Origin of the sequence: Paenibacillus tyrphae (assembly GCF_000722545.1) — a bacterium.
GTDB classification, from domain to species: Bacteria; Bacillota; Bacilli; order Paenibacillales; family NBRC-103111; genus Paenibacillus_G; species Paenibacillus_G tyrfis.
The window spans coordinates 35,064-60,884 of record NZ_JNVM01000015.1 but is presented as its reverse complement, the minus strand read 5'-3'; the positions used below and the strand labels follow the sequence as shown (position 1 = coordinate 60,884).

The 25,821-nt window shown below is 56.1% G+C and carries 27 protein-coding genes and 1 pseudogene; 16 read left to right on the top strand and 12 right to left on the bottom strand.

The features are described 5' to 3' along the window. Window positions 1-43 precede the first annotated feature (43 nt). The 3 genes from ET33_RS18425 to ET33_RS18415 all read right to left on the bottom strand — a co-directional run bounded on the left by ET33_RS18425 (window position 44) and on the right by ET33_RS18415 (window position 3,158). Entirely contained in the window at window positions 44-748 is a 705-nt protein-coding gene (locus ET33_RS18425; protein ID WP_036684917.1) for a hypothetical protein, read from the bottom strand. A 375-nt stretch (window positions 749-1,123) separates the two neighbouring features. Continuing rightward, the gene (locus ET33_RS18420; protein ID WP_036684914.1) at window positions 1,124-1,819 is read right to left on the bottom strand and encodes a copper homeostasis protein CutC; all 696 of its coding nucleotides are present in this window, start codon (window positions 1,817-1,819) and stop codon (window positions 1,124-1,126) included. Between the two features lie 58 nt (window positions 1,820-1,877). Then, window positions 1,878-3,158 carry a glycosyltransferase gene (locus tag ET33_RS18415; protein ID WP_235206750.1) on the bottom strand — a complete coding sequence of 427 codons (1,281 nt, stop codon included), beginning with the start codon at window positions 3,156-3,158 and terminating at the stop codon, window positions 1,878-1,880. A gap of 109 nt (window positions 3,159-3,267) precedes the next feature. Between ET33_RS18415 and yyaC the strand changes: the two genes are divergently transcribed. Further along, window positions 3,268-3,828, top strand: coding sequence for a spore protease YyaC (gene yyaC / locus ET33_RS18410; protein ID WP_036684910.1), 561 nt, complete (start codon window positions 3,268-3,270; stop codon window positions 3,826-3,828). A 124-nt stretch (window positions 3,829-3,952) separates the two neighbouring features. Here yyaC and sugE read toward each other — a convergent pair whose 3' ends face one another. Continuing rightward, window positions 3,953-4,267 (bottom strand): quaternary ammonium compound efflux SMR transporter SugE, encoded by a 315-nt coding sequence (gene sugE / locus ET33_RS18405; RefSeq protein WP_036684908.1) that lies wholly within the window; start codon window positions 4,265-4,267, stop codon window positions 3,953-3,955. Window positions 4,268-4,283: 16 nt separating this feature from the next. After that, complete coding sequence (locus ET33_RS18400; RefSeq protein ID WP_036684905.1) at window positions 4,284-4,874, bottom strand: TetR/AcrR family transcriptional regulator; 591 nt, start codon at window positions 4,872-4,874, stop codon at window positions 4,284-4,286. 160 nt (window positions 4,875-5,034) lie between these two features. On the opposite strand from ET33_RS18400, the gene ET33_RS18395 reads away from it, so the two are divergent. Continuing rightward, window positions 5,035-5,325, top strand: coding sequence for a hypothetical protein (locus tag ET33_RS18395; protein ID WP_036684903.1), 291 nt, complete (start codon window positions 5,035-5,037; stop codon window positions 5,323-5,325). A 91-nt stretch (window positions 5,326-5,416) separates the two neighbouring features. On the opposite strand, the gene ET33_RS18390 is transcribed toward ET33_RS18395, so the two are convergent. Further along, a complete protein-coding gene (locus ET33_RS18390) occupies window positions 5,417-6,178 on the bottom strand; it encodes a sulfite exporter TauE/SafE family protein (RefSeq protein WP_036684900.1) in 762 nt (253 codons plus the stop codon). 135 nt (window positions 6,179-6,313) lie between these two features. Here ET33_RS18390 and ET33_RS18385 point away from each other — a divergent pair, with 135 nt between their 5' ends. The 3 genes from ET33_RS18385 to ET33_RS18375 all read left to right on the top strand — a co-directional run bounded on the left by ET33_RS18385 (window position 6,314) and on the right by ET33_RS18375 (window position 9,403). Further along, window positions 6,314-7,933 (top strand): sensor domain-containing diguanylate cyclase, encoded by a 1,620-nt coding sequence (locus ET33_RS18385; RefSeq protein WP_036684897.1) that lies wholly within the window; start codon window positions 6,314-6,316, stop codon window positions 7,931-7,933. A 107-nt stretch (window positions 7,934-8,040) separates the two neighbouring features. Beyond that, on the top strand, window positions 8,041-8,667 hold the full coding sequence (locus ET33_RS18380) for a DUF3298 and DUF4163 domain-containing protein (RefSeq protein WP_036684894.1): 627 nt from the start codon (window positions 8,041-8,043) through the stop codon (window positions 8,665-8,667). A gap of 64 nt (window positions 8,668-8,731) precedes the next feature. Then, window positions 8,732-9,403, top strand: coding sequence for an oxidoreductase (locus tag ET33_RS18375; protein WP_036684892.1), 672 nt, complete (start codon window positions 8,732-8,734; stop codon window positions 9,401-9,403). A gap of 256 nt (window positions 9,404-9,659) precedes the next feature. On the opposite strand, the gene ET33_RS18370 is transcribed toward ET33_RS18375, so the two are convergent. The 6 genes from ET33_RS18370 to ET33_RS18345 form a co-directional block, all read right to left on the bottom strand. After that, window positions 9,660-10,430, bottom strand: a complete 771-nt coding sequence (locus ET33_RS18370) for a substrate-binding periplasmic protein (RefSeq protein WP_036684889.1) — start codon at window positions 10,428-10,430, stop codon at window positions 9,660-9,662. 108 nt (window positions 10,431-10,538) lie between these two features. Next, the gene (locus ET33_RS18365) at window positions 10,539-10,853 is read right to left on the bottom strand and encodes a hypothetical protein (RefSeq protein ID WP_036684887.1); all 315 of its coding nucleotides are present in this window, start codon (window positions 10,851-10,853) and stop codon (window positions 10,539-10,541) included. Window positions 10,854-10,943: 90 nt separating this feature from the next. Next, a complete protein-coding gene (locus tag ET33_RS18360; RefSeq protein WP_036684884.1) occupies window positions 10,944-11,402 on the bottom strand; it encodes a cupredoxin domain-containing protein in 459 nt (152 codons plus the stop codon). Between the two features lie 244 nt (window positions 11,403-11,646). Continuing rightward, entirely contained in the window at window positions 11,647-12,855 is a 1,209-nt protein-coding gene (locus ET33_RS18355) for an MFS transporter (RefSeq protein ID WP_036684882.1), read from the bottom strand. A 12-nt stretch (window positions 12,856-12,867) separates the two neighbouring features. Beyond that, window positions 12,868-13,317 carry a MarR family winged helix-turn-helix transcriptional regulator gene (locus ET33_RS18350; protein ID WP_036684880.1) on the bottom strand — a complete coding sequence of 150 codons (450 nt, stop codon included), beginning with the start codon at window positions 13,315-13,317 and terminating at the stop codon, window positions 12,868-12,870. A 133-nt stretch (window positions 13,318-13,450) separates the two neighbouring features. Next, window positions 13,451-13,939, bottom strand: a complete 489-nt coding sequence (locus tag ET33_RS18345; protein WP_036684878.1) for an HPP family protein — start codon at window positions 13,937-13,939, stop codon at window positions 13,451-13,453. 182 nt (window positions 13,940-14,121) lie between these two features. Here ET33_RS18345 and ET33_RS18340 point away from each other — a divergent pair, with 182 nt between their 5' ends. From ET33_RS18340 to ET33_RS18295, 11 genes and pseudogenes are all read left to right on the top strand, one after another. Further along, window positions 14,122-15,027: a LysR family transcriptional regulator gene (locus ET33_RS18340; RefSeq protein WP_036684875.1), complete on the top strand. Its 906-nt coding sequence runs from the start codon at window positions 14,122-14,124 to the stop codon at window positions 15,025-15,027. A 57-nt stretch (window positions 15,028-15,084) separates the two neighbouring features. After that, window positions 15,085-15,675 (top strand): annotated as a pseudogene (locus tag ET33_RS39780) (DedA family protein); the annotation flags it as partial. Continuing rightward, window positions 15,658-16,224 (top strand): nuclease-related domain-containing protein, encoded by a 567-nt coding sequence (locus ET33_RS39775; RefSeq protein WP_235206757.1) that lies wholly within the window; start codon window positions 15,658-15,660, stop codon window positions 16,222-16,224. The pseudogene ET33_RS39780 and the gene ET33_RS39775, both read left to right, overlap by 18 nt. A gap of 91 nt (window positions 16,225-16,315) precedes the next feature. Then, window positions 16,316-16,882, top strand: coding sequence for a thioredoxin family protein (locus tag ET33_RS18330; RefSeq protein WP_036684873.1), 567 nt, complete (start codon window positions 16,316-16,318; stop codon window positions 16,880-16,882). A 40-nt stretch (window positions 16,883-16,922) separates the two neighbouring features. Next, on the top strand, window positions 16,923-17,558 hold the full coding sequence (locus ET33_RS18325; RefSeq protein ID WP_036684871.1) for an MBL fold metallo-hydrolase: 636 nt from the start codon (window positions 16,923-16,925) through the stop codon (window positions 17,556-17,558). A gap of 197 nt (window positions 17,559-17,755) precedes the next feature. After that, window positions 17,756-21,484 carry an S-layer homology domain-containing protein gene (locus ET33_RS18320; protein WP_036684868.1) on the top strand — a complete coding sequence of 1,243 codons (3,729 nt, stop codon included), beginning with the start codon at window positions 17,756-17,758 and terminating at the stop codon, window positions 21,482-21,484. 299 nt (window positions 21,485-21,783) lie between these two features. After that, window positions 21,784-22,185 carry a hypothetical protein gene (locus ET33_RS38495; RefSeq protein ID WP_051775425.1) on the top strand — a complete coding sequence of 134 codons (402 nt, stop codon included), beginning with the start codon at window positions 21,784-21,786 and terminating at the stop codon, window positions 22,183-22,185. A 301-nt stretch (window positions 22,186-22,486) separates the two neighbouring features. Further along, window positions 22,487-23,650: a YhgE/Pip domain-containing protein gene (locus ET33_RS18310; RefSeq protein WP_036684866.1), complete on the top strand. Its 1,164-nt coding sequence runs from the start codon at window positions 22,487-22,489 to the stop codon at window positions 23,648-23,650. 107 nt (window positions 23,651-23,757) lie between these two features. Further along, complete coding sequence (locus tag ET33_RS18305; RefSeq protein WP_036684864.1) at window positions 23,758-24,357, top strand: TetR family transcriptional regulator; 600 nt, start codon at window positions 23,758-23,760, stop codon at window positions 24,355-24,357. 63 nt (window positions 24,358-24,420) lie between these two features. Next, the gene (locus tag ET33_RS18300; protein ID WP_036684861.1) at window positions 24,421-24,690 is read left to right on the top strand and encodes a hypothetical protein; all 270 of its coding nucleotides are present in this window, start codon (window positions 24,421-24,423) and stop codon (window positions 24,688-24,690) included. Window positions 24,691-24,862: 172 nt separating this feature from the next. Then, window positions 24,863-25,654: an alpha/beta hydrolase gene (locus ET33_RS18295; RefSeq protein ID WP_036684859.1), complete on the top strand. Its 792-nt coding sequence runs from the start codon at window positions 24,863-24,865 to the stop codon at window positions 25,652-25,654. Window positions 25,655-25,821: the final 167 nt, after the last annotated feature.

Here is a 25,821-nt window from a genome sequence, read left to right as displayed (position 1 = left end):
GAAACGGTTTATGTTTGAATAAATGCGGACGACCCGTCAAATATTACGGATTCCAGTTTTCCAACGGCACCAAAGTTCTGGAGTAAAACACGCCGTCGCTTGTGTTCCCGTGGAGATCTTTAAACACGGTCTTGTCCAGGTCGGCGATGACCTTCACGTAGCGGCTGCCCGGGCATTGGTTCGGACCGAAATCGTTGCGCTTGATCGTCGACGCCTTGTCCTTATCCACATCCCGAATGGTGAAGTTGATGTTCATTTTGACATCGACCGTATTTTGCCCTGTTGTGCTGGAACCGTTTCGGTAAGGCAGCGCATTTTTTCCCGACGTATTATACCAGGTGGCGCTGCCGTAGCTGAGCAAAAATTTGCCGCCGGAGGAATTTTGCAGCTCGCCGATCGTATGCCGGGCGTACGTGTCCTTCTTGTTGCTGCCGCACTCGTTCGGATTCCAGTAGCCGATCAGAATAGGGTTATTTTCCGTATCGTAGCGACGTTCTGCGGCAGCCGCATTCAAACCGTTGTTCTTCAGGTTCGGCAGCAGCGCTTCGAAAGAAGCTTGCTGGCTTTGGAGCGCTTGCTCCTCCGGCGTCGCGTATACGGCTCCGGGCATGTTGGACAGGACGGACCCGCCAATCGCGTCCTTATGGATAATGACTCCCGACTGTTCCTTTCCCGCAAACGCCGACGACGTCGTAATGGCGCCTAACAATAAAGCAAACGATAAAACTTTCACGATTTTTTTTTCCATGGCACACAACACCTCCGACAAAAAGTTCGTTTTGTCATGTCCTGTTGTTATGTATTGAAAGGTGGCCACCCGTTCAATCGCAAAAAAAGTTTCTTCGATCTAAATAATTGAATAAATAACTATATTTTCCTATTTATATCAAGGCTACAGGATGAAACTCCTATTTTCAATAGCTTCTCATAAAATGGTAGCTTCGAACTAGCCTGATTCGAAAAAGATAGCTCTTGTCGTCGCAGTTTGTCGAGGGTACGAGAGACGGGACCGCTTGGGGATGGAAGGACTGAGGTGGGGGGCCATGCTTGGTTCCTGCACATCTGCATAGGAAAAAGCCGTCCGGCTTGTGCCGCACGGCTGTGATGCATAGCATGAAGCGTCTTACTTGGAAAATCCTGCGACGATATCCGCCGCCGCCCGTACGAGCTCAGGATCGACCTTATCCTGCGCACGGTTCCCGCGGCGCACGCCGGTGCCCATATGTACCTCGCGTACGCCGGTATCCCGAATAAACGAGGCCAGCGATTGGAGATTAAGCCCGCTGCCTGCGAGAATGGCGATCGGACGCGACAGCTCGACGGCCTGCAGCCGGAGAATCTCATCCCGGGCATCCAGCACGCTCGACTTGCCGCCGGACGTCAGCACGCGGTGGATTTGCGGATATTGGGCGAGCACGTGCAGCATGCCTTCCAGATCGTCCGTTTCGTCAATCGCCCGGTGAAAGGTGACCGACAATTCGCCGACCTCGGCCAGCAGCTTCTCGAGCAGCTCCGTATCGACCTTGCGTTCCGGCGTTAGGCAGCCGGTTACGATTCCGGCGGCGCCGAGACGCCGCACTGTCCGAATATCCGTCAGCATCGTTTCGAGGTCCCATTCGTCGTAGCAGAACGAATTACTGTGCGGGCGAATCATGACATTAACGGGAATGCTGACCGAAGCGACAACTTGTTCAATAAGTCCATAGCTAGGAGTTACGCCGCCTTCGCAGATGCCGGAAATGAGCTCGATTCGTCCCGCTCCGTTTTTTTCGGCAATAATTGCATCGGCCACGCTCGTGGCAATGACTTCCAAGATCATGTTGACAAGCTCCTTTTATATAAATTGGAAATATGCGAATTTGGACAATAAGCGCGAATCAATCGAAACCATCGCGGGCTTTCATGCGCCTGAGCTCCTTCAGGGAATAGAAGGTGCCTCTCCAATAAATCCCGCCTTGCTTCAAGGTCAGCCAGACCGAACGGGTGACGATATAGCATAATAGAACGACGCTCAGCGGCATCAGCAGCGCCTCGAATCCGCCTTCCCCGGTGATCGAGCGGATCAGCAGAAAATAGACAGCGAGCATCAGCGCGACCGACAGAGTGAAGCCCCAGGCCGCCGGGCCGGACAGAAGCAGCATCCCTGCCCAAGGGAACAAGAACAGCGCAAGCTGACCTAGCACGCCGAGAGCCGCGAAGCTTAAACGGTAGCCGAAGCCTGAAAACAAGTTTTTCTCCAGGCCGCGAATGGCCTCCCCAAGGCTTGTATACCATTCGACGGCAATATGCTCCGTGCCGGAAGCGAGCCGCTGCCGAAGCCGGGCTTCCTTGACCTTCCGGCCGAGCTGAAGATCGTCGTCCGGCCGCAGCGCGATGGCTTGGTGCGTGCCGATCCGCTCGTACGCCTGTCTCGTGATCAGATTGAAGGCGCCGATTCCCATCCCGTGCCGGTGCTGGAAATCGTCGTTCCCCCGCCACGGGCGGATAAAGAGACTGAGTGTAAAAAAGAAAAATTGTACGAACGTCCGAAGCCATAAACCGCGGACAAGCATCCGGGGGGCCAGCGTCACATGATCGGCCTGCTGCTCCTGCAGGAAGCGGACCGCATCCTCCACCGTTCCCGGCTCGAACTGCACGTCGGCGTCCGTGAACAGCAAATATTTGCCACGCGCCTGCAAATAGCCTTGATACAACGCATGGTTTTTGCCAAGCCAGCCGGATGGCAGCGACGTGATGTGAATGACCCGCAGCGGCACCGCGATGCCGGCGCGTCCCTCGGACCACCGCCGCAGCTCATCCAGCTTGCGTCCGGTCGTATCCTGCGACCGGTCGTTCACGGCGATGATTTCGATCCGGGGGTACGTTTGCCCGAGCAGATGCTTCACCGTTTCGACGATGGAAGATTCCTCTTCTTTCGCCGCGATAATAATCGAGACAAGAGGCGCTTCGGATTCTTTGCCGTCCTGAGGAGTCCTGCCCGTTCTCCATCCCGCTTGTTCCGGCTCCGAGCGGGGAAGCTTCAGCATCCATTGCCGCGCCCGCAGCGTGTCCCACAGCATGAACAGCCAGTAAGCCAGCGCCGCCAGCGCCCATATGTCCATGACCCCCATCGGGTTGATCCCTGCCTTCCGCCGATTCTGAGCTGTATTTGCGCTCACCTTGCTTTGTCCGAATTATAGCATGTCTAGAGCTGTCGGAACAAATATTGAAAGCGGTATTCCTATGCAGTATGCTACTATATAAAAAACAACGGAAAGGGGAAACGCAATGACGAATGAGCAGGCGCAGCCGTTATTCCGCAAGAAGCTGAAGGCTGCCGAGCTGCCCGATTTTTTGCGCATGATTCGAACGCGCGGCCTGACGGCGGAAGACTTGGTGTTTCTGTGCATCGGCACCGACCGCTCGACGGGCGACGCCCTCGGACCGTTGGCCGGGACGATGCTGCAGGAAGCGGGGTATTCGCATGTGGTCGGTACGCTTGCCCATCCGTTCGATGCAAGCAATATGCGGGAGCGGCTGAATGAAATTCCGCAGGGGAAAACCGTGATTGCGATCGACGCTTGTCTCGGCCAGGCCGCCTCATTAGCCTGGTACCAGGTATCCAACCGTCCGCTGGAGCCGGGCAAGTCGGTCGGCAAGCAGCTCCCGCACGTCGGCGACTACTCGATTGCCGGGATCGTCAATGTAGATGCCGGGCAAAAATACGCGATCCTGCAAAGCACTTCCTTATTCCGCGTCATGAACATGGCCAGAGAAGTCGTCTCGGCCATCCGTAGCGTATTCCCGCCGGAGGAAGCGGCTTGTCCGCAGATCAGAGAAGAAGCATGAAAAAAGGCGGCCTATCCGCACGGCCGCTGTGCCATGCGCCGCCGGATGCCGTCCCGCAGCAATAGAGCCGCCGCTCCGTTTTGGAGACAGCGGCTCTTTGCCTTTTGGCGTACGCCGTATGAGATTATGCCGTTGCCTTCAAGCCGACGATGCCGCCGACGATGCACAGCAGGAAGAGAACCCGCAGCAGATCGCGCGGCTCGCCGAGAAAAAACATCCCCACAATTACCGTACCTAACGCGCCGATGCCGGTCCATATCGCGTAAGCCGTGCCGATCGGCAGCGTCTTGAGCGCTTGAGACAGAAAATAAAAGCTGACAATCATTCCTGCGATTGTCACGACGCTCGGCCAAAGCCGAGTCCAGCCTTGCGTATATTTTAAGCCGATCGCCCATACGACCTCCATAACCCCTGCAATCGTCAAATAAACCCATGCCATAATAAATCGCTCTCCTCTAGGATGTTCTGTCTTCCGAAATACCTTTCCAATAGATTCCCCAAACGGCCGTCAGCCGATGCTCCCAGTCGTCGGGCCGATAATAGAACTGCTGCAGGAACGAACCGTCCAGCAGGCAGTAGAACGAGGCGATCAAATCCTCGGAGCGCTCGCGTCGCAGCACGCCTGAGACCATACCCTCCTCGAAAACCTTTTGCAGCAGCCTGGTAAGCTGCTCCTCCGATGCGGCAAACCGATCGCGCAGCACCTCCTGCAGCGAATTCGGCGGGAACAGCATCGTCCGCTTAAGAAAGGTCGAATATTCCTCGCTAAGCAAGTAGGTGCGGCACACGTCATGCAGAATCGTCCGCAGTTTTTGCTCTGTGTCGAGCCCGGTCAGCTTCTCGGTCAATTGCCGGACACGGGAGGCGTGCTCGGCCAGACAATCGTCGTAGACGGCCAGGAACAACTCTTCCTTGCTCTTGAAATGCGCGTAGAGCGAAGGCGTCTTGATCCCGACCTCCTTGGCGATTTCCGATAGCGGCACCGCGTCGTAGCTGTTCTGCGAGAAGAGCCGCAGCGCGGATGCCTTGATTTTGTGAACTGTCATAACAAACACCTTCCTAACTAACGATAATTAGGTTGAGTTCATTATAGATCAACTTTGCTTCCGGATCAACCATCTTTTTTTAAAAATTACACATATCCCGGTTCGTCCGCATATATAATGGGTATTACCTTTTTAGTGTTCAATGGAAAGGAGCATGCACGTGAGAGAAGTGAGACATATCAATCTGAGCGATCCGGACGGCCAGGTGTACTGCTGTCTGCGGAATAGAGTCGTGAAGCTGGACGATGAACAAAAACAAGCTTTTTGCAGCGGCTGCCGCATGTATGCGGGGGAAGCGAGCGGGAAAGGCGTCGAATGCGTATGGGAGGACCTTCGTCCGGTGAGCGATCCGCATGTGGTGCGCGATCCGTACGCCGAGTTGACCAGCAATCAGAAGAGGCAAATTTGGCCGACGGATCATCTGTCAACATGCATGGTCTTTGGCGGATGAGAAAAAGAGGGATTTGGAAGGAAAATGTCGAATGCTATGCAGAGAGGTCGCAAGCCTGTTTTCCTCAGGCGTAACGACCTCTCTGCGGCGTTTATAGCATATCCCAAATTTGCTTGCCGATTAAGATGACGGTAATTCCGATAAACAGCGGCTTCACATACTTGGAGCCTTTGCGGATGGCAACCTGCGAGCCGACAAGCGAGCCGGCGATCATGGACAAGCCCATCGGCAGACCGTAGCCGAGATGCACCGACTTTAACCAGAAGAACGACGCCAAGGAAGCGATGTTGCTGGCGAGGTTGAGCACCTTGGCATTGGCCGAAGCGCCTACGAAATCAAATCCCAGCATCAGAAATAGAAAGAGCAGGAACGAGCCGGTGCCGGGGCCGAAAAATCCGTCGTAAAAACCTAAAGCGAACGCGCATACCGCCGTCGCAAGCCCGCGGGCGAACGTGAACCGGACCTGCTGTCCCGATCCGTCCCAGTTTTTTTTCAGCAGCGTATAGATGAGAATGACGATCAGAAGACCGACCACCAGCGGCTTCAAGAAGGTGGACGGCACCAGATGGATCGTATACGTGCCGAGAGCCGATCCGATGAAGGACAGCGGAAACAGGAGCAGCACCAGCTTGCCGTTAATTTTGCCGGAAAATAAAAAGGAGACGGTGCTGGTTAAAGAGGATAGCGTTCCCCCCAGCTTGTTCGTTCCGAGCACCATATTGGTCGGAAGCCCGGTGAACATCAGCGCGGGAACGGCTATGAGTCCTCCTCCACCCACGACGGAGTCGATGAAGGCGGCGGCGAACCCGACAATAACGAGAAACAAAATCATATCGAATGAGGGCAGTTCCACGAGCAAATTCTCCTTACGACGTCAAGTTAAATACTGGCGGACCGAAACAAATAATGCATTCTAAAGTATAAAAAAAAATACAGGTTTGTACAATGTCAATTTGTTGGGGACATTACTTGGGAGAGGAGAGGGTCCATGATTCACTTCATGCGGCCCCGGACGGTGAAGCAGCGTTTTCGTCTATGGATTGCGCTGGCCATTCTCATGCTCGGGCTTTCGATCAACATCGCCTTTTATATATTGTATCAACAGGAGATTCAGGCGGAGGAGCTGCATAATTTATCGGATAAGCTGAACCTGCAGACGTTGTTCATCGAGCGGTGGGTGCAGGAGCGGACGCTGGATATGCGTCTGTTTGCCGAGGATGACGCTGTCAGAAAGCTGAACAAGCCCTTGATGGAGGAAATTTTCCGCGATTTCACCGTATTGCAGAGAGAGTTCTCTTCGCTATCCTATGTGAACGCAGACGGTGTCACGGAAGTGGATACCAATTCGGCTACGGGTGTCAAGGTCAACGAGCGCGATTACTATTGGGCTGCGAAACAGGGCAAATCGTCGATGTCCGATGTCATCATCGGCAAAGCATCCGGCGAACCGGTCATTATTTTCTCCGCCCCGACTTATGACCAGGAGGGACGATGGACCGGGCTGCTGCTCGGCTCGGTCAAGCTGGAGACGATTCAGCGTGTGGTAAGTTCCCTGAATTCCGGGGAGACGGCGGATTTTTATCTCCTCGACCGGGTAGGCGTGCCGGTGACGAAGCCGCGCTTTATCGACGATATACGCTCGAACCCGCGGCAGATCTCGACGGAGATTACGCGCCGGGCAGCGGTGCAATCGGTCTCGAAGGAGGCGTATGCTAACTACAAGGGAGACAGCGTGTTCGGGTCGTATCAATGGATAGCCGGCCACCGCTGGCTTCTGGTGGGCGAAGTGAGCAAGAAGGAACTGTATGCAAACTTGTACAGGCTGATGTTTGTTTTCATTGCCATAACGTTGGCCACGCTGATCCTGAGCTTCAGCGGTATCGTTGTTCTCACGCGGCGGATTGAACGTCCGCTTGAATTTTTGCTGCAGGGCACCCGCATCATCAAAGAAGGGCAATATGGGTACCGCATCGACCATGCCGTCTTTAAGCATGCCCCTGCCGAGCTTCAGGAGCTGTGCGATACGTACAACCTGATGAGCCGTAAGCTGAAAACGACGGTCAAGCTGCTCGAGGAGTCGGCTATGATCGATCCGCTCACCGAACTGTACAACCGCCGGTATATGATGCAGAACGGCAACCATCGGCTGCTTCGGGCTTTGGAAGCGGGGGATCCCTGCTCGGTATTGTTAATCGACATCGATTATTTCAAGCAGGTCAATGACACGCATGGCCATTTGATCGGAGACCGGGTGCTGCGGCATGTGGCGGGCGTGCTGCAGAGGCAGACGGGAGGCGACGAATTAGCCGCCCGGTACGGCGGAGAAGAATTTATGGTGCTTGCGCTGCGCCTGGGCGCGGTGCAGGCCGGAGCCTTGGCGGAGACAATCCGCAGGACCGTTGCCGCAGAGCCTTATGAAGCGAACGGCATACGCATCGCGCTAACGGTTAGCATCGGCGGCGCAGCGTGCACAGGCTTGGACGAAGGGGCGGATGCGAAACTGCTGCTGGAGCAAATGATCGAAGAAGGTGACAAAGCGCTATACCGGGCCAAGCAGCTCGGCCGCAACCGGGTCGAATGGGAATCCAGTCCGCCGGGAGACGGCTGATCGGACGCCACGCGTTCAGGAGCGGGACCTGCCTTTTCACCTCCGGGCGAAAGCCTGCATATACTGGGGTCATCGGCCTTGGAGGCGCTTAAGGAGGCGGGGACGCAGTGGAATGGGAGGAGCATGAACGGGCAAGGCGGGAGCGTATCGTGACCCGCCGGTTGGCGAAGCCCAGACTTGACGTGAAATATCCGCAGGTGCTGGGACTTCAAAACCGGCTCGTCCAGCGGATCGTCAATCATTCGATTCTGGACGCTATTTACAAGCTGATCCGCATGCAGGGCTTCGTGCAGGACCCGACCAAAACGGTATCGGGCAGCTATAAGGTCAAGCTGCATAAAAACGGCCTGCTCAGCTTGCTGTACGACGTTTACGGGTACGCTCAGGGAGCGGCGCACGGCATTACTTATCAGAGCTCGCAGACGTTTAATTTGCGGGACGGTACGGAGTATCAATTAAAGGACCTGTTCAAGCCGGGAAGCGATTATGTCCGCCGGCTGTCGGCCATTATTCGCCGCAGGTTCAAGGAGCAGGATTTTCCGATGCTCACGGAATTTCGTTCGATCCGTCCCGATCAAGATTTTTATTTGACGGACCGCGCCATCGGCATCTATTTTCAATTGTATGAATATACGCCGTATGTCTACGGTTTTCCGACTTTTGAAATCCCTTTTACGGAAGTCGCCGATATTCTCAATCCGAACGGTCCGGTCGCTTTGTTGGCCTACCATTGAACGGTTTTTAGGTCGCCGGCTTTGTTGCTGCAATTCGATAACCATAGGAAGGCGAGGCGAAACTATGGCCAAGCATGCCATCGTTGCAGGGAGCACAGGTCTTGTCGGGCGCGAACTGGTAAACTTGCTTCTGGCGCATTCCGCTTACGATCGGGTGGTCACGTTGGTACGGACCGCCTCGGAAATCCGGCATCCGAAGCTCGAACAGCGCGTCATTTCCTTCGACCGTCTGGCTGACGAGGCAGCTGCCGGCTTCGAGGGTGCCGACGTGTTCTGCGCCCTCGGGACGACGATCAAGAAGGCGAAGACGCAGGAGCAATTCCGTAAGGTCGACTACGGCTATCCGATGGAGCTCGGCCGGCTGGCGTCCGTCTCGGGTGCCGCGCAATTTCTCATCGTCACGGCCATCGGAGCGGACAAGCAGTCGGCCTTTTTTTACAGCCGGGTCAAAGGCGAAGCCGAAGAGGGGCTTAGGACGCTCGGGCTGCCGTCGCTGCATATTTTCCGTCCTTCGCTGCTGCTTGGCGAGCGGGAAGAGGTCCGCTTCGGGGAGCGCATGGCTGCGCTTCTGTCCCGAGCCGCCGGTTTTGCCATGCGCGGGCCGCTGCGGCCGTACAAGCCGATCGCCGCGCGAACGGTGGCCAAGGGCATGCTCGAAGCGGCGCTCCGCGGCATCCCAGGGACCCATGTGTACCCGTCGGACCGGATCGAAGCGCTGGCTTCCGGTTATAAATGAGAAAAGGCCGCGAATCGCGGGCCTCAGGCTGTTGAGAAAGAGGTTTTTAATTGAAATAGAGAAACATACGGAGGTGGGGTATCTACTGGAGGAGCGATAGCGTTCGCCTTTGTCTGCGGGAAATACCCGCTGTTAAGCGGATTCTAATGAAAATTTCCTGCAGACAAGAGCGACCGGAAGTAGATACCCCACCCCCTATTACCTCAATTGATCACTTTTTCGACACTCAGAGGCCGCGGATCGCGGCCTGAAAGGACTACTGACCCGGCAGCTTCTTAGGCTTGCTGCCGAACCACTTCACGTATAAAGCTTCGTACGTTCCGTCTTTGCCGAGAGTTTCGATTGCGCCGTTGATTCTCCCGAGGTGCTTGTTTTTCTTTTTCGTGACAACGGCGTAGCTTTCTTTGTTCAGCACTTCCCCGACCATCTTCACTTTGCCTTCCCCATCGTTTTGCAGGAAATGATGGACGTTGCGCTCGTCGAAAATGACCGCGTCCAGCTTTTTATTTTTCAAGTCGGTGTAAGCATCCGAGATATCGGGATAGCCCCTGACCTCTTTGGTGCCTTGGATTCCGCCGGCATAAATATAAGAGGTCGAGCCGCTTTTGGTTCCTATGACTTTCCCGGTCAGATCGTCCTTGTTTTTAATTTCCTCGTTGTCCGAAGCGGTAAGCAGGACCAGCCCGGTCTGAAAATACGGATCGGAAAACGCAAAGTTATCCTTGCGGGCTTTGTTGACGGTCATCCCCGCGATCGCCATGTCCACTTGGCCGGATTTCACGGCTTTGCTCAGTTCCCCTTGCGTCATCGGAACTAGCTCGTATTGCAGGTTCGCTTTTTGTGCGATCGCTTTCCACAGCTCCACTTCGAACCCCTTGTTTTCTCCGTCCTCGGTATACGTGAACGGGCGGAAATTGCTTTCTATCCCGACTTTGACCGGTTTTTCCTCGCCGCATCCCGCGATCAGGAGCGTCAAGAGGACGGCCAGCAGTCCGATTCCCCGTCCGCTGCGAATTACGACATCCATTCCCTTCGTACCTCCTTTTCAGGTAAACAAAGGTATTGTTTGTCTTCCGAAGGACGGTTATGCAATCTTGCTGCCGGGCGGATAAAAAAAAGAGGGACCCGCTTGGCGTCAGCCCCCGAACGAGTCCCGGAACGCTTTGGCCAAAGCGTCCGATTCCACTTCCCATAAGGCGGCGACTTCGCCGCATACGTTCTCGTCGAACCAATCGGCCAGCACCTTGCGATTGTCCGCGTGTTCCGAAATGTAAGTCAGGTTCAGCAGCACCTTTTTGTAATACAGCTCCTCTGCCTGCGCTACTGCTGGCTGAGGGATGTAACGTCCCAGCTTTTTGCGGGCGCGGTACAGCTCCCGGCTGCAGGTGCGGCGAATTTGCCGGGCGGACGGGTAAGGCCGGCTGTGCTTCATTTGGTTTGCTGGATTCATCGATAGCGGCATCTCCTTCCTGCCATTATGCTATGCGGAAGAAGGGCGGGCGGGTACTGGCGACGGCGGATTTTGAAAAAGGGGCGGCGTCTACTCGTCGATGACCAGGTAGCCGACCATCGGTCCGTTGTGCGCCGTATCGGGATGGGTCAAGCAGATGATCCGGTAGATGCCCGGTTTCGAGGCGCGAAAGGAAATGACGGTTTCTTTTCCTTTTTTTACCTCTCCTTTGATGTTAAGGCCTTCGATGATAAAAGGATGGCTGGCGCCGTTGACGCCGTAGATGCTGAGCCGGATGCGCTCGCCTTTCTTCATATAGATTGTGCCCGGGTCCCAGCGGTAAGCTTCGATCGTTTTGCCGTCCGATGTCGTCGATTTGAACTCGCCGGTCACGAGCTGGATCGTCCGTTCGGGTCCGGAAGGGCTCATCGCGGCCCGGATCGTTTCGCGTTCCCAGAAGAGCAGCGCGGCACCGGCCAGCAGCACGGCGGCGGCTCCGATTTTCAATCCCTTCAGTCCCTTTTGGCTCAGCACATATACCTTCGTCATCGGCATCCCCTTCGGTTTCGGATCGTTTGTACGAGTATATTCGAGTGCTTGTCTGAACATGCAGGATCGGTTTCAAACCGGGAAGCGCTTGGAAAAGACGACGGGGCGATTCGTTTGACCACGACCGTTGAGGAACGTTCCTAGCCATCCTGTAAGCATGGATAAAAGGAAGGATCGCCCTCCCGGCTGTTGGCCGAATAGAAGGCGATCCTTTTGGTGCAGGCAACTCAATTGCGGCACTCGGTTATTTACGCAGCGCGGGGGCTTGGGGCTTGCCTTTGACCAGCGTACCCGAGACGTAGATGGCCAGAAACAGAAGCATCGCCAGCGCCGACAGCAGATACATCGTGGAATAGCTTGTCCCCGAAGCGATGCCGCCCAGCAGCAGGGAGCCGAGCGCGATCCCGAGGTCGATCGAGTTGTAGAACGTTCCGTTCGCTGTACCACGCATTTCCGGGCTTACCTGCTTCACGGTCCAGGCCTGCAGCGAAGGCTGCAAAATGCCGTAGCCGATACCGTAGCACAACGCCGAGGCGAGAAGTCCGGTCATGCCGGATGTATAGGATAGCAATACGAGTCCGACGGCTACCATGAGCGCGCCGGGAGGCAGGACGGCGAAATGGCCTTTTTTATCGAAAATTTTGCCGGCGACCGGGCGAACCAGCAGCACCGCTCCGGCGTTGCATAGAAAGAACCAGCCGACGTTCCCGATATGTACCTCTTTGCCGAACAAGGCGAGGTAGCTGATCAAGCCCCCGTACGTAATCGAGAGCAGCATGTTCAGAAAACAGGGCAGCGCCACCCGTCTGTACGTTCCGCGCGTATCCGGTGCAGCGGCCAGTGAAGGGGCGGCCGCCGGCTTCGAAGCGGATGGGGTGCTGCGGATCAGCAGCGACAGCGGAATAATCAGGATCGCGAGCAGCGTCGAGACGAGGATCAGCGTGCTGAACCCGTAGCTGCCGAGCAGCCACAGCCCGATAACCGGCGCGACCGACATCGACAGGCTCGTCGACAGGCCGAAGTAGCCCATCCCTTCGCCCATCCGCCGGATTGGAATGATATCGGACACCATCGTGCCGAACGCTGTGCTGGACACGCCGAATCCGATGCCGTACAAGATGCGGATGAGCAGAAATAAAGCCAGCGTTCCGGCGGCATAATAGCTCGCCGTTGCCAGCATATAGACGGTAAGGCCGAGCAGCAGGATAAGCGTGGTCCGCCCGCGTTTAAGCCAGGCGCCGGCGAAGAAGCGGGTGACGATGGCCGCTAAAGCGAACAGGCTGATGACCAGACTGACCGTCCACTGGCCCGCCCCGAACTGTTCGGTGACATAGGCGGGCAGCGACGGAGTGATCATTTGCAGATTCAAATACAAAAATAAATTGCTGACCGTAAGCAGGACGAAGTCCCGGGTCCATAATTTTGAAGCGGGTATGTCGTGTTGTTCCTTCATGAAGCGGTTCTCCTAGTCTTGAAGTTTCAGTAGAGTATCCAGATGGGCGATCAGCCGAAAATGAGTCTGTCTGAAGGCTTCGAGCTCCGATTCGGACATCCAAGAGAAAATGTCTTCGAGCGTTTGCCGTTCGATCGGCATCAGCACTTGGAGCTTATGCCGGCCTTGCTCCGTCAGATAGACGAGAAACGATCTCCGGTCCGTCGTGCTCGTTTGCTTGCGCACCAGTTCTTTGCGGATCAGACAGTCCAGGATGCGAGCGGTCGTAGGCTGATCTTTCACCGTACGGTCGGCGATTTCTTTCTGGCTGATGCCGTCCGATTCATGCAAGCGGCACAATACCGAAAACTGTTCCGGCGTCATGTCGTGCTCTTTCAGCCGCGAAGTCAATACGTTCAGCATCTTCCGGTGCGTTTGGCCGATAATGAAGCCGATCGACCATTCGTGCAGGTTAGAATTCAATCGCAACACTTCCTTTATTCCAAATTAATTGTCACAACAATTATAAGTCTGACATGTAAAAAAGTAAACAGGTTTCGACAAACGGACAAAGCATCCGTGTCGAAACCTGTTTTTGTTTGTCGATGGGCCGGGCTTAAAGCCAGCGCTGCGGATACGTGCGGCGGCATACCCAGTGGTAGCCCCAGGCGACGGCAACGATCAGCAGCGAGCCGAGCAGCACCGGGCTCCATAAGAAGCTCCAGGCGGAACCAGCCATCATGACGAGGAGCGGATCGGCGCCGGCCGGCGGATGCAGTGTACGCGTCCACTGCATCGCCATAATGGCCAGCCCCAGAGCAAGCGCGGCGGACCAAGCGTGAAAGCCTGCCGTGTGCAGCAGCACAAGCCCGATGGCGGTACTGAGCAGATGGCCGCCGACGATGCTGCGCGGCTGGGCAAGCGGGCTGTCGGGGACCGCAAAAGCGAGCACGCAGGAGGCTCCGAAGGGAGCCATCAGGAGAGCGACTTCGCTCCATTGCCCGAGCAGCAGAGCGGCCAGCACGGCAAAGAACGCGCCGGCTCCCTGCAGCCCGTAGGCGATTCCTTTACGCATCGCGGACGGCGTTGTCGAGGATGGATTCATGGGGCATTCTCCTTTATCCAGTCGTTCTGGACGAAATGATTAACGTTATGCTAGCATGAAAGTGATCCATTTGTGAAACGAATGTTATCGATATTATCAATTTTATTTATCGATACCTATATTTTGTTTCCGCAATTTTTCGACCGTTCACGAAACCTGTGGAGAAGGAGCTCGTATAAGGTATGATTGAAAAATTGGAAGGCCGTTTTTTGGTGACGTTTCTAGCCGTGCATGAAGAGAAAAGCTTCAGCAAAGCCGCCGAGCGGCTCGGTTATGTGCAGTCCACGGTAACCTCGCAAATGCGCCAGCTGGAGGAAGCGGCTGGACAGAAGCTGTTCGACCGGCTTCCCCGCGGCGTGGAGCTTACCGAAGCGGGCCGTAGGCTGGAGGTCTACGCGCGCCGGTTTATGCAGCTCGGCCGCGAGCTGGAGGAAGAAATGAACGAAGAGGGCGCTCCCCGGGGAACCGTACGGCTGCGGGTGCTGGAATCTTTCGCCGCGTCTGCGCTGTGGGGACCGCTCCGCTCGTTCATGGACGCTTATCCGGACATCGACGTGCAGGTCGAAGCCGGTTTTCAGGCAGAGACGCTGGAAGCCGTCCGGTCGCGGAAGGCCGATATGGGGCTTGTTCCCGCAGACCCTTGCACCGCGGATCTCACGTTCGACCCGCTGCTCGAAGACGAGCTGCTGTGGATCGCCGCGCCGCGCGAGGCGGAGGGTATCGGCCGCGAGGGCTGGAGTGCGATCCGCCGGATGCGCATCGCCGGCTTCGGCGAACGCTGCATGTACTCGCAGGCCGCCGAGGCTCAGCTTGCCGCACAGCGTACGGCCCCGGCGGGGCGGGCGGAATTCGCCTCGATGGACATGATCAAGCGCGCCGTATGCAGTGGCTGGGCGCTTGCATTCGTCCCGCGTTCCGCCGTAACGGCGGAGCTGGCGGCCGGCTTGCTGGCGGAGTGCGCGCTGCTCGGCAGGCAGCCGATCTGCCACGGCTTAATCCGCCACAAGCCGCGTGAGGCAAGCCGGGCGGCGCAGCTGCTGTACCGATATTTGCTGGGGTGCGGCATGAAAGAGGTTATGATAGAATAGGATAGGTTGAGAGAGAGAACGGACCAATACGTATTCGGAGAGGAAGAGGGCTGAGCAATGCTGCATGACTTGATTCAATCGGCGCTTCTGTTTATTGAAGGGCTGGGCGTATGGGGAATTTTGCTGGGCTTGATGCTTGAAGTGATTCCGAGCGAAATCGTCCTCGCTTACGGAGGGTACCTGGTTTCCCGCGGCGAAGTATCTCTGGTCGGCGCTATCGTATTCGGCACGATCGGCTGCTTGTTTCAACAAGTGATTTTGTATTGGATAGGGCGTTACGGCGGTAGACCGGCCTTGAACAAATTCGGCAAGTTTCTCCATCTGAAAAGCAAGCATCTCGATATTGCGGAGGGCTGGTTCAACAAGTACGGTCCCGGCATGGTGTTTCTGGCCCGTTTCGTCCCCGTGCTGCGGCAGGCGATTTCCATCCCGGCGGGCATGGCGCGGATGCCTATGTGGAAGTTTTTGTTCTATACGCTTCTCGGTACGATTCCTTGGGCGATTCTGTTCGTTTACCTTGGACGGAAGCTCGGGGATAACTGGGAGCAAATCGGTGTAGCCGCCGCTCCTTATACGAAGCCTGCTCTGATCATCGTTGCCGTCATTGTTGTGCTGTATATGCTATGGAAAGTGCTGACCCGCAAAAAGTCCGGCGGCAAAAAAGGCCACCGCGCCGACACGAACAACGGCTATGGCGTGGAAGGCGAGAAAAGCACGGCCCATCAGCTCAAATATATCGGCGCGGAGTACCGCGTTCTGCACGGACGCCGCGTCCATGCAGGCGGCGGTACGCAGGAATTCGACCATATCGTGGTCGGACCCAACGGAGTGTTTCATATCGACTCGAAGCATTGGTCGGGGGATATCCATTTTACCGGTCAAGGGGTCGAACGCGTCAAACCGCATTCCGACCGCGGAAAGCAAGACGAGCCGCACAGTCAAGATCCGACGGCGCAGCTGTACCGGCATGAGTACGTGCTGAAGGAGCTGTTCAAGCAGCACCGGATACAGGCCGATTTGGTCGGCATCGTATGCTTCACCCACCCGAACTGCCGTCTTGTCGGGACGAGCCCTGCTTTTGCGACGCTCAAGCTGGACCGCCTCGTCCATCACATCAAGACGTACAAGCCGAAGCGGACGTTAAGCGCCGCCGAGGTAGCGTCCATCGAAAAATTGATCAAAGACAACAGCAAATAGCGTGCCCGGTCCGTCTCCTTTTGATTGGAGCGGACTCTTTTTTTTGGTACAATGAACCATAGTGTGAACATTCCGAAGGAGGAGAAACGTTATGAGCAAAAACTTGAGCGCCAAGCTGCGCCAAGGCTTGTCCCCGCAGCAGTTTACGGACGGCATGACGAAAAATCAGGAGAAATTCAAAGAGTGGTACGATCTGTTCGTATGGGAAAGCGAAGAGGACAAGGAATTTTTCGAATCGCTCAATAACCGCGACGATCTTCGCTGCCTTATCCTTGCGGCGGACTGGTGCGGCGACGTGGTGCGCAACGTTCCTGCCGTGTTCCGCGCGCTCGAAATCTCCGGCATTCCGACGGAGGTGCTGATCAAGGAAGAGCATCCGGATGTGATGGCTCAGTTCCTGACCGGCGGCGGAGAAGCGATTCCGATCATCATTTTTACCGATTTCAGCGGTTTCGTCCTCGGTCATTGGGGGCCGCGCCCGGTGAATGTGCAGGCGGTCATGACGAAATTCAAGCAGGAGAACCCGGACCGCGAAGCGCCGGATTACAACGACAAAATCCAGATCGCCCGTCAGGAAATGGTCAAGCAGTACGGCGAAGGAACCGGCTATCAGACGGTGATCGTGAAAGAACTGCGCGAGTTGCTGTCCACATTCTAGTCCGACACCCGACGTAATATGTAAAGGAGCTCGTCACCGTATGGAAACGAAGCAAATCAAAATCGAAACCTTCCCGCTCGGGCAGCTGCAAACAAACGCTTATCTCGTCTCCCTGCCTGGGGAGAACCGCGGCTTCGTCATCGATCCCGGGATGGACCCGCAGCCGCTGCTCAAGCGGATCGAGGGCATGGAGATCGAAGCGATCGTTCTGACGCACGCTCATTTCGATCATATCGGAGGCGTAGACGCCGTGCGGCGTCTGAAGGGCTGTCCCGTGTACCTGCACGATGCGGAAGCCGACTGGCTGACGAACCCGAAGCGCAACGGCTCCGTGATGTGGCCGGAGCTGGGCGGGCCGATCACGACCGACCCGGCGGAGTATGCGCTGGACGACAGGCAGAAGCTTAAGCTGCTCGGTCTCGTCTTCCAAGTGCTGCATACGCCTGGCCATTCCCCCGGAAGCGTCAGCTTGCTCTATGGAAATCATCTGTTCGGCGGCGACGTGCTGTTCCGGCTGTCGGTCGGACGCACCGACCTGCCCGGCGGCGATCAGCAGGATCTGCTGGATTCGATTCATGACAAGCTGTTCAAGCTGCCGGATGAGACGATCGTCTACCCTGGGCACGGAAGCCGGACGACGATCGGCTACGAACGCGAGCACAACCCGTATCTATAAGCCACAACGCAACGACTGTCCCGTTCCGGGCGGTCGTTTTTTAATTCCCTTCCGGACGAAGCCTCCGTCAAAGCTCCACTCTTGCCCCTAACCGCATGTCGAAAAATATTCTCGCATAGACATTTTTTTTAACCAGTTTTAAATGAAGGCTGGTAGATTGATAAATGGATTTATCCAACACATAAAGGAGAATGCCAATGGTTTCAGCTTGGTTACAAAAAAAACTTATGCCTCTGCGCATCGTTATGACTTATGCGCTTATTGCCGCGCTCCTTGCTTTGGTCTGGGACGCTCCTGCCAGGGCGAGCGGCTCCGGCTTAAGCGGCAGCTCGTTCAATCAGTTTTCGGTTACGGCCGAGGATACGGTTTATTACAGCGGCTACTGGCTCGGTTCGGGAAATTATACGAAGGAGACCCCCGTCTATCACTTCGCATTTTCGCCCGCCGAAGAGCTGCAAGCCGGAGATACGATTCAAGTGCAGCTGCCTTATCAATACAATTTCTTAGGCAATTCGGGCTTCTTCTGGTCGCCCAATGTTGCCGTTCCCGCCGCCAGTGTGAAATCTACCGTAGGTGGAGCGGCGGACAGCCTGTTCGATGCCGTGACAACGCAATTGTCTCCGGACTGGCATCCGGCGCTGGCTTTCCGGTTATCCAAAATTGTACCGGCCGGTGCGAGCGTGGACATTCGCTTGGCGAATTTCTTGATCACGCCCGATTACCATCACCGCTCTCCTGGAATCGAGGAGTTCGCTATCGCCGCATCCTCCAACACCGCTCCGCTGACGGCACAGCACAGCATATACATGCGCAGCGTTGCGAATTATTACCCGGATGCCGATACGTATGCGACCGCGACCACGACGGGGTATCACTTTAAGTTCACCGTTATGCAAAAGATCGATCCTGCGGACAATGCCAGGATCACGATCGCGTTTCCGCAGGGAATGAGCCTGCCTGCTTCAATCGGCGCATACAGCGTAAAAATTAACGGTACGGCGGCTTCCTCTGCGGTTGTGAACGGCAATCAGTTGATTCTTCAGCCGTCCGTCGCGCTGCCGAGCTACTCCGGGGCTGCTATCGATATCGATGCTTCGGCACAAATCAAAAACCCCGCTTCGCCCGGATATTACGATTTCACTTTGTCCACCAGCGTAGACCCACTGCCGGCTACCCGGCGGATCGGCATCATTTCGTCGTCGGGCGCTTCCTTGGCCGATAACCCATCAAGGGACAAGGGCTATATATCCATAGAGCCTACCGGCAATTTGAGGTTTATGTTCACCAGTCCGACGATTTTGAAGGCGGGTGACACCGTCACCGTTACCAGTCCTCCGGGAACGTTATTGACAGATCCGTCCGTCTCTCCCGGCGACATTCGGTTGGAGTGGCCGTCCGAGGGGTTGGAACTGGACGGTACCGCTGCCTCGATAACCCGTTTAGCCGATAACCAACTGCAATTCATACTGCCGTCTAATTATTATCTCGAGCCGGACTATCATCTTGTATTTCAGCTGCCGAACCGGTTCGATCAAAAATACGGAACATACGATATGCAGGTAACCACTTCCAGAACGACCAAGCCTGCTACCGTGCCGCTGTTGATTGCGCCGCCTACCGTTCAGAATTTCACCGTAACTGCAGGTGTGAAATGGGCAGGAGCGTCTCAAGTGCCGTATGCGTTTCATTTCCAGACGAACGTGCCGTTGTCGGCAGATGACGGGAATACGGTTACGATCGTATTTCCGCCGCAAATAGCAGTACCGTCCGGTATCAATCCAAGCTCTGTCACCGTTAATGGGCTACCTGCTCAAAGTGTGAGCTACTCCGGCTTTACTCACATCCTTATGGTAGGCATACCCAAGGATATTCCCTTACTCGGCGACGTAACCGTTGCGGTAAGCGCGAATGCCGGGCTGACGAATCCCGCTCCCGGAACGTATTCGTTCAGCGTTTTTCCAAACTGGGATGACTATATGAAAGCGCAGGCTTCGATAGAGTACGGAACGGAACCGGTTGTCACCGGGATTTCGGCAGCGCCGAAAGAAGTGCGGCTGAAGCTGGGCGGTACGGTCGTCCAGCAGCTTCAAGCGACGGCGCGGCTGTCCGACGGCACCGCGAAGGATGTGACGGCGGCCGCCTACGGCACGCTCTACGGCAGCAGCGATGCGAATGTCGCCGTCGTCACCGCAGACGGGCTGCTTCAGGCGAAGCGGGAAGGGCAGGCCATCGTTACCGTTACGAATGGAAGCTATTCCGACACCGTGCAGGTAGCAGTAGAGAAAGCCGATGTGCCGCCTCCGACCGTTAAAGTGACGGGCATCTCGGCAGCGCCAAAAGAGGTGCGGCTGAAGCTGGGCGGTACGATCGTCCAGCAGCTACAAACGACGGCGCGGCTATCCGACGGCACCGCGAAGGATGTGACGGCGGCCACCTACGGCACGTTGTATAGCAGCAGCGATGCGAATGTCGCGAACGTCACCGCAGACGGGCTGGTTCAGGCGAAGCGGGAAGGGCGGGCTACCGTTACCGTTACGAACGGAAGCTATTCCGATACTGTGCAGGTAGCAGTAGAGAAAGCCGATGTGCCGCCACCGTCCGTCAGTGTAACGGATATTTCGGCAGCGCCGAAAGCGGTGGAACTGAAGCTGGGCGGCACGGTCAGCCGGCAGCTCCAAGTGACGGTGCGGCTATCCGACGGCACGGCGAAGGATGTGACGGCGGCCACCTATGGTACGTCTTACTCGAGCAGCAATACGACCGCGGTCACCGTTACGGCGGACGGATTGATTCAGGCGAAGCAGGAAGGGCAGGCTATCATTGCCGTTGCATATGGTGGCTATACCGCTGCCGTGAACGTGACCGTGCGGGCTGCCAATTCGGAGAGCAGCAGTGATACGAATTACGGTTCTTCCGGCGGAGGAACGGGCCCTGCCCCGGCGCCGTCAACCGCTTCAACCGTTCCGCAAAAACCCCAAAGCGTGGAGCGGGAAATCATTGCATCCCGGGGAGGTACGGTGGAGTTGAACGGAGTAGCTTCCGTAACGATTCCCGCAGGTGCGCTTCCGAAAGACGGCACGGTTAAGGTGGCCGTCGTAAAGGCAGGCGAATCGCCTTCGACAGCGGGGAGGGAGAGTCTAGGCTCCATCGTGGAGTTCGCCAGCACGACGGGTCCATTCGTGGGGCAGCCGCTTAAGCTCACTTTGACGTACGATGCGTCCAAGGTCGGGGCAGGCTCGAAACCGGCGGTATACTATTACAATGAAACCTTTGCCCGATGGATATATCTTGGCGGCAGCGTCACCGGGAACGGTCAAATTACGGCGGAATCGAAACGTTTTGCCAAGATCGCCGTTTTCTCGACCCGTCTGACGAGCTTCTCTGATATGACCGGCCACTGGGCGGCAATCTACGTGGATCGCTTGCTGGGGATGGGGGTCGTCCATGGCTTCGAGGACGGTACCTTCCGGCCGGACCAGACGGTAACCCGGGCCCAATTGGTGAAAATGATTGCGGATGCGCTCGCCCTGAAAGCAAGCGGAACGCCGACCCGGTTTGCCGATCGCGATTCGGTGCCCGATTGGGCAAAGGACGCGATTGCGGACGCCGTGCAGGCCGGAATCATTCAAGGCTATGAGGAGAAGGGCGCCCCGTGGTTTAAACCGGAGCAGCCTTTTACGCGCGCGGAGCTGGTCGTTGTGCTCGCCAGAATATTGGAACAGAATTCAGCTAACAGGACCAAGGAGATAGCAGGCTTCACCGACCAAAAGGATATTCCGGACTGGGCTCAGCAGGCCGTTCAAGCAACCTTCGCTAAAAAAATCATCAGCGGCTACCCCGACGGATCGTTCCGTCCCGGAAACCATGTGACGAGAGCGGAAGCGGCCAAAATGATCTATATGCTGCTGGATTCCTTATCCATGTAAGCGGGTTTAAAAGATTCAAAACAGGGACAGGCGAATGAGAGCATTCGACCTGTCCTTTGTTTGCGTATCCGCCGAAAACCGCCGATGGATTGGCCGTTCGATCGATCCGAAAGTCCTCTCGGAGGCTGCTCGGGGCAAGTGTCTAATTTTGCACGGCTAGGTGAATACCGTGTTCCTTATGGGTGCTACACCATAGACTGATGGTGTGTTCGATGGGAACACGTAACCAGTCAAGTTGCAGATCCGGCGCCACTGCCGGCTTTGCAATTTGGGTAAATCTCACGGAGGTGTTCATCTGTATGGAAAAGTTTCAACCGAATGCGTTCCCTAAACAGAGCATGGTGTCGCCATTATCGTCGAATTTTCCGCCTTCTCCAAGCGTATCGCCGTATTCGGCGCCAGGGCCGAATATTGCTCCCTACGCGGCGCCGGGGCCGAATATCGCTCCCTATGCGGCTCCGATGCCGAATATGCCTCCGATGCCGACAGCCGTCTCGCCTGCATTCGTAGCTCCTACGTCGCACTATCCAACGGCAAATGTTCACAACCTTAATGAGATCAACGTTTTTTTCCCGAAGAAGAAGAAAAAACACCACCACTTCTATCCTTGGTACGGATGCGGGACATCGACAGGCATTATCCTCGTCTTGTTTATTTTGTTGGTCATCGTCCTGCGCAGCAGGCACCGTCACCATTGCTGACGCGTAGCGCAGGCGGTCATGCTCGGTAGTTTTCTGCCGGCTCCACCGCCGCTATGCCAAGGCTCCCTGCGGTAACGCCCGGTCATCCTCCGATCCGAGCATCGCTCGTTGATTGCCGCGCGTTACGACGGTTCGATCGCAATCGGCGAAACCGTCCCATCCCGCAAAGTGTGCAGGGAGCCTTGCGAGGGTGGATATGATAGGGGTTGACAGGACGAAATTTTGCGTGTTATTGTTTTAAACAAACGTTTAATTTAAATAAATGTTTAATTAAATACATACCTAGAGGAGAGTACACACGATGCTTCAAGCTTTGCGCGCGTATTTGAAAAAGCCGGCGACGATTATCGGGATCGTTACGGCGATGATGTTCCAAATTATTTTCAGTCTCGTCTGGATGTCCGGTTATCAAGGAGTGAACGAAAACGTCAAGCAGCTCAAAATCGCCGTCGTTAACGAGGATCAAGGCGTCGGCAAGCGGGTGGAGGAGCAGCTTGTATCGTCGCTGCCGTTTCGCATTATATGCGAGCCGTCGTTGAGCCGGGCTCAAGAAAAGCTGAGTAACCGTGAGGTGCAGATGGTGCTGCATCTTCCGGCCGATTTTTCCAAGCAGCTGCAGGCGCAAGGACAGAAGGGACGGATCGATTATTACATCAATGAATCCAATCCCGCGCTGATCAAAAGCATCATGCAGGGCGTCGCGAACGGAGTAACCGCTATGGTCGGCAAAGAAGCGGCGGCGATGGGCATGCAGGCTATGCTGGTTCAAGCGAATATGCCCGTGGCCCAGGCGCAGAGCATGGCGCAAGGGATATCCGATAAGGTGCAGTCCAACATCGAGTCGGTCAACCCGGTTCAAGGCATGCATAATCAAATGGTGCCGATGATGATGGTGCTCGCCTCCTACGTCGGAGCGATGATTATGGGGATGAACATACAGCAGGCGACCGCGATGCTCGGCCCGAGCTTTTCCAGATGGAGCAAGTTCGGCGCCCGGGTGATCATCAACGTCGTATCCGCCGTGTTCATCGCGCTGATCGGCTCGTCGTTGGTCGTGGCAATGGGCGGTCAGACCGCCGCTGGTTTCGTATCGCTGTGGCTGTTCCAAATGTTGTTCCTGATGGCGTTCATGTTCTTCTCGCAGATGTTCCTTATCGTCTTCGGAATGGCCGGCATGCTCTTCAATATTGCGATGCTGTCGATTCAGCTGGTTTCGTCGGGGGCCATGGTGCCGCGGGAACTGCTCGGGGGCTTCTATCATACGTTTAGCGAATATTTGCCTGCGACTTATGCGGTGGACGGCGGCATGAACGTGCTGTTCGGCGGTCCGTCCGTATCGTCCGATGCGGGGGCGCTCGTAGCCATCATGCTCTGCAGCCTCGTTGTCGGCTTGGCTGCCACCGGACTGCGAAGGGAAGGACGTGCCGCCGTGAAGCCCGCGGGAGCAGCGGCCGTTAACGCGTAATCGGAAACCGGGACCAACGGCCGGAAGCTTGAGCGCGATCCGGTCCGTCTTCCGGTTTTGTGGTACAATAATGAAACTTACAGTCAAAACGGAAGGGGACGCTTCAGTTGACCCAGACGGAAACGGATATGAAAATGCGTATTTTATACGCCGCCAAAAAGCTGTTTGCCCAGCAGGGCTTCGAAGGGACGAGCGTTCGGCAAATCTGCGAGGAGGCCGGCGCGAACGTCGCCTTGGTCTCGTATTATTTTGGCGGCAAGGAAAAAGTGTTCCATGCCATTTTCGAGCATTTTTTTCCAGGACGGCAGCTCCCCGGGCACGAAGCCAATTTCGCTCACCCGGTTCGGGGGCTTAGTCTCATCGTCCGGGAAATCATCCGCTTCAGCCTCATTGACCGGGAGCTAAGCACGATCATTCAACAGGAAATGGTCCTGAATACGCCTCGTGCAGAGGTGGTAAACTCCTTTACCTCTCCCGTCTGGAGCATGGCCCGCAGCATGCTGGAACAAGGCCGGGAGGAAGGCTTGTTTCATTACGAATCGTTGGATCAAGCGTTGCTCTTCGTCATGGGGGCGACGCTGGCCCACAAGCAAATCGGCTGCGGCCGGGAGCTGCTGTCGCTGCCGAACCTGCTTGTAGACGAGACGGCGGAGCACACGCTGCATTTTATTTTAAAGGCGCTTGGCGCGCCCGGGTCACCCGCCTAAACCTTCCGGGCGCCTCTCCCATACAATAAAGTAAGAAGAATTAACGAGAGGGGAGAGCGCAGGGTGAGCAAGCTGCCTACGGTATTCCGCAGCGTCAACGAAAGCTTGGATGAAATTTTGAACGCTGTCGACAAACTCAATTCGATCTACCAGTCGGCGAAGCAGATGTCCCCGGTGCTGAAGCAGGCGGCCAACCTGATTGCCGAGGCAAATGCGGCGGCGGAGCAGCAGCAAGTGAGGCTAAGCGAAGCGGCGAGGGAAGCAAGGAACAGGTCGTTCGGAGGAAAGCAAGGCAGAAGGGCACCGGTCCGCAAGCGGAGACGGATGCTTTAAATCGCATCGGATGCCGGGCTCGGATGAGCCGGGCTTTTTTTTGCACGCAGCTGCTTATTCCGCTTCCTCGTTTCCATAGCAGGTTTTCATTGGCACGGCGTGGTCCGAAGCGGTATACTGGGTTTGGGAAATTACGGGATACGATCCGATACAACGGGGAGGGTAACTTACCATGGCTTTTATCGATTGTCATTTTTTCTCCGAATCGCTCGGGCTGTCCACGTCGATGTACGTTTTATTGCCCCAAACGACAGTGGGACAGATCGGCTTAAACAACCGCAGTACGGGAGGGAAGCACCCGGTGCTGTTTTTGCTGCATGGCCTCTCGGACGATCATACGATCTGGCTGCGCCGGACATCGATCGAACGCTACGCGGCCCCGCTCGGACTCGCGGTTGTCATGCCGGCCGTGCATCGCAGCTTTTACGCGGACATGGCGAGCGGCCCGAAGTATTGGACGTTCGTCAGCGAAGAGCTGCCTGCGATCGCAAGATCCTTTTTCCCGTTGGCAGAGGAAAGGGAACGCACCTTTGTGGCCGGTTTGTCGATGGGCGGATACGGCGCGCTGAAGCTGGCGCTCCGTCATCCCGAGCGGTTCGGGGCGGCAGCCAGCTTGTCCGGCGCAACGGATATCGAAGCGATGGCACGGGATCGGCTGTCCCGGGAGGAAACGGCGGCGATATTCGGGTCGGCGGATAGTTTGCGCGGCAGCGATAACGATTTGTTTGGGCTGGCGTCCGGATTGGCGCGTTCGGATGCGGAGCAGCCGAAGCTGTATCAATGCTGCGGCACGGAAGATTTTTTGTACGAGGACAACATCCGTTTCCGCGACCATTGCCGGAAGCTCGGATTAGAGCTTACTTACGAGGAGGAGCCCGGGGCGCATGATTGGGGCTACTGGGACCGCAAAATTCAAAGCGCGTTGAATTGGCTGCCGCTGGAGAGTGGTCTGGCGAACAACTAAAAAGGATCGGCTTAAAGGCTTGGGTATGCTCCGTTTGGCGGGCGTATCCAAGCTTTTTTTTGTAGATTGTTCTTATAAGACAAGGACGGCTTTGCCGGTTATCCGGGTATTCACAGGGATATTATAGAAATTTATCCCTCTTTCTGGAGGAAATTATCCGTTACAAC

Bases quoted from the DNA above. Each gene is read 5' to 3' on its own strand.
- ET33_RS18425 (WP_036684917.1), bottom strand. From the start codon at position 748: ATGGAAAAAAAAATCGTGAAAGTTTTATCGTTTGCTTTATTGTTAGGC.
- ET33_RS18420 (WP_036684914.1), bottom strand. From the start codon at position 1,819: ATGATCTTGGAAGTCATTGCCACGAGCGTGGCCGATGCAATTATTGCC.
- yyaC (WP_036684910.1), top strand. From the start codon at position 3,268: ATGACGAATGAGCAGGCGCAGCCGTTATTCCGCAAGAAGCTGAAGGCT.
- sugE (WP_036684908.1), bottom strand. From the start codon at position 4,267: ATGGCATGGGTTTATTTGACGATTGCAGGGGTTATGGAGGTCGTATGG.
- ET33_RS18400 (WP_036684905.1), bottom strand. From the start codon at position 4,874: ATGACAGTTCACAAAATCAAGGCATCCGCGCTGCGGCTCTTCTCGCAG.
- ET33_RS18385 (WP_036684897.1), top strand. From the start codon at position 6,314: ATGATTCACTTCATGCGGCCCCGGACGGTGAAGCAGCGTTTTCGTCTA.
- ET33_RS18375 (WP_036684892.1), top strand. From the start codon at position 8,732: ATGGCCAAGCATGCCATCGTTGCAGGGAGCACAGGTCTTGTCGGGCGC.
- ET33_RS18370 (WP_036684889.1), bottom strand. From the start codon at position 10,430: ATGGATGTCGTAATTCGCAGCGGACGGGGAATCGGACTGCTGGCCGTC.
- ET33_RS18365 (WP_036684887.1), bottom strand. From the start codon at position 10,853: ATGAATCCAGCAAACCAAATGAAGCACAGCCGGCCTTACCCGTCCGCC.
- ET33_RS18360 (WP_036684884.1), bottom strand. From the start codon at position 11,402: ATGACGAAGGTATATGTGCTGAGCCAAAAGGGACTGAAGGGATTGAAA.
- ET33_RS18355 (WP_036684882.1), bottom strand. From the start codon at position 12,855: ATGAAGGAACAACACGACATACCCGCTTCAAAATTATGGACCCGGGAC.
- ET33_RS18345 (WP_036684878.1), bottom strand. From the start codon at position 13,939: ATGAATCCATCCTCGACAACGCCGTCCGCGATGCGTAAAGGAATCGCC.
- ET33_RS18340 (WP_036684875.1), top strand. From the start codon at position 14,122: ATGATTGAAAAATTGGAAGGCCGTTTTTTGGTGACGTTTCTAGCCGTG.
- ET33_RS18330 (WP_036684873.1), top strand. From the start codon at position 16,316: ATGAGCAAAAACTTGAGCGCCAAGCTGCGCCAAGGCTTGTCCCCGCAG.
- ET33_RS18325 (WP_036684871.1), top strand. From the start codon at position 16,923: ATGGAAACGAAGCAAATCAAAATCGAAACCTTCCCGCTCGGGCAGCTG.
- ET33_RS18320 (WP_036684868.1), top strand. From the start codon at position 17,756: ATGGTTTCAGCTTGGTTACAAAAAAAACTTATGCCTCTGCGCATCGTT.
- ET33_RS38495 (WP_051775425.1), top strand. From the start codon at position 21,784: ATGGAAAAGTTTCAACCGAATGCGTTCCCTAAACAGAGCATGGTGTCG.
- ET33_RS18310 (WP_036684866.1), top strand. From the start codon at position 22,487: ATGCTTCAAGCTTTGCGCGCGTATTTGAAAAAGCCGGCGACGATTATC.
- ET33_RS18295 (WP_036684859.1), top strand. From the start codon at position 24,863: ATGGCTTTTATCGATTGTCATTTTTTCTCCGAATCGCTCGGGCTGTCC.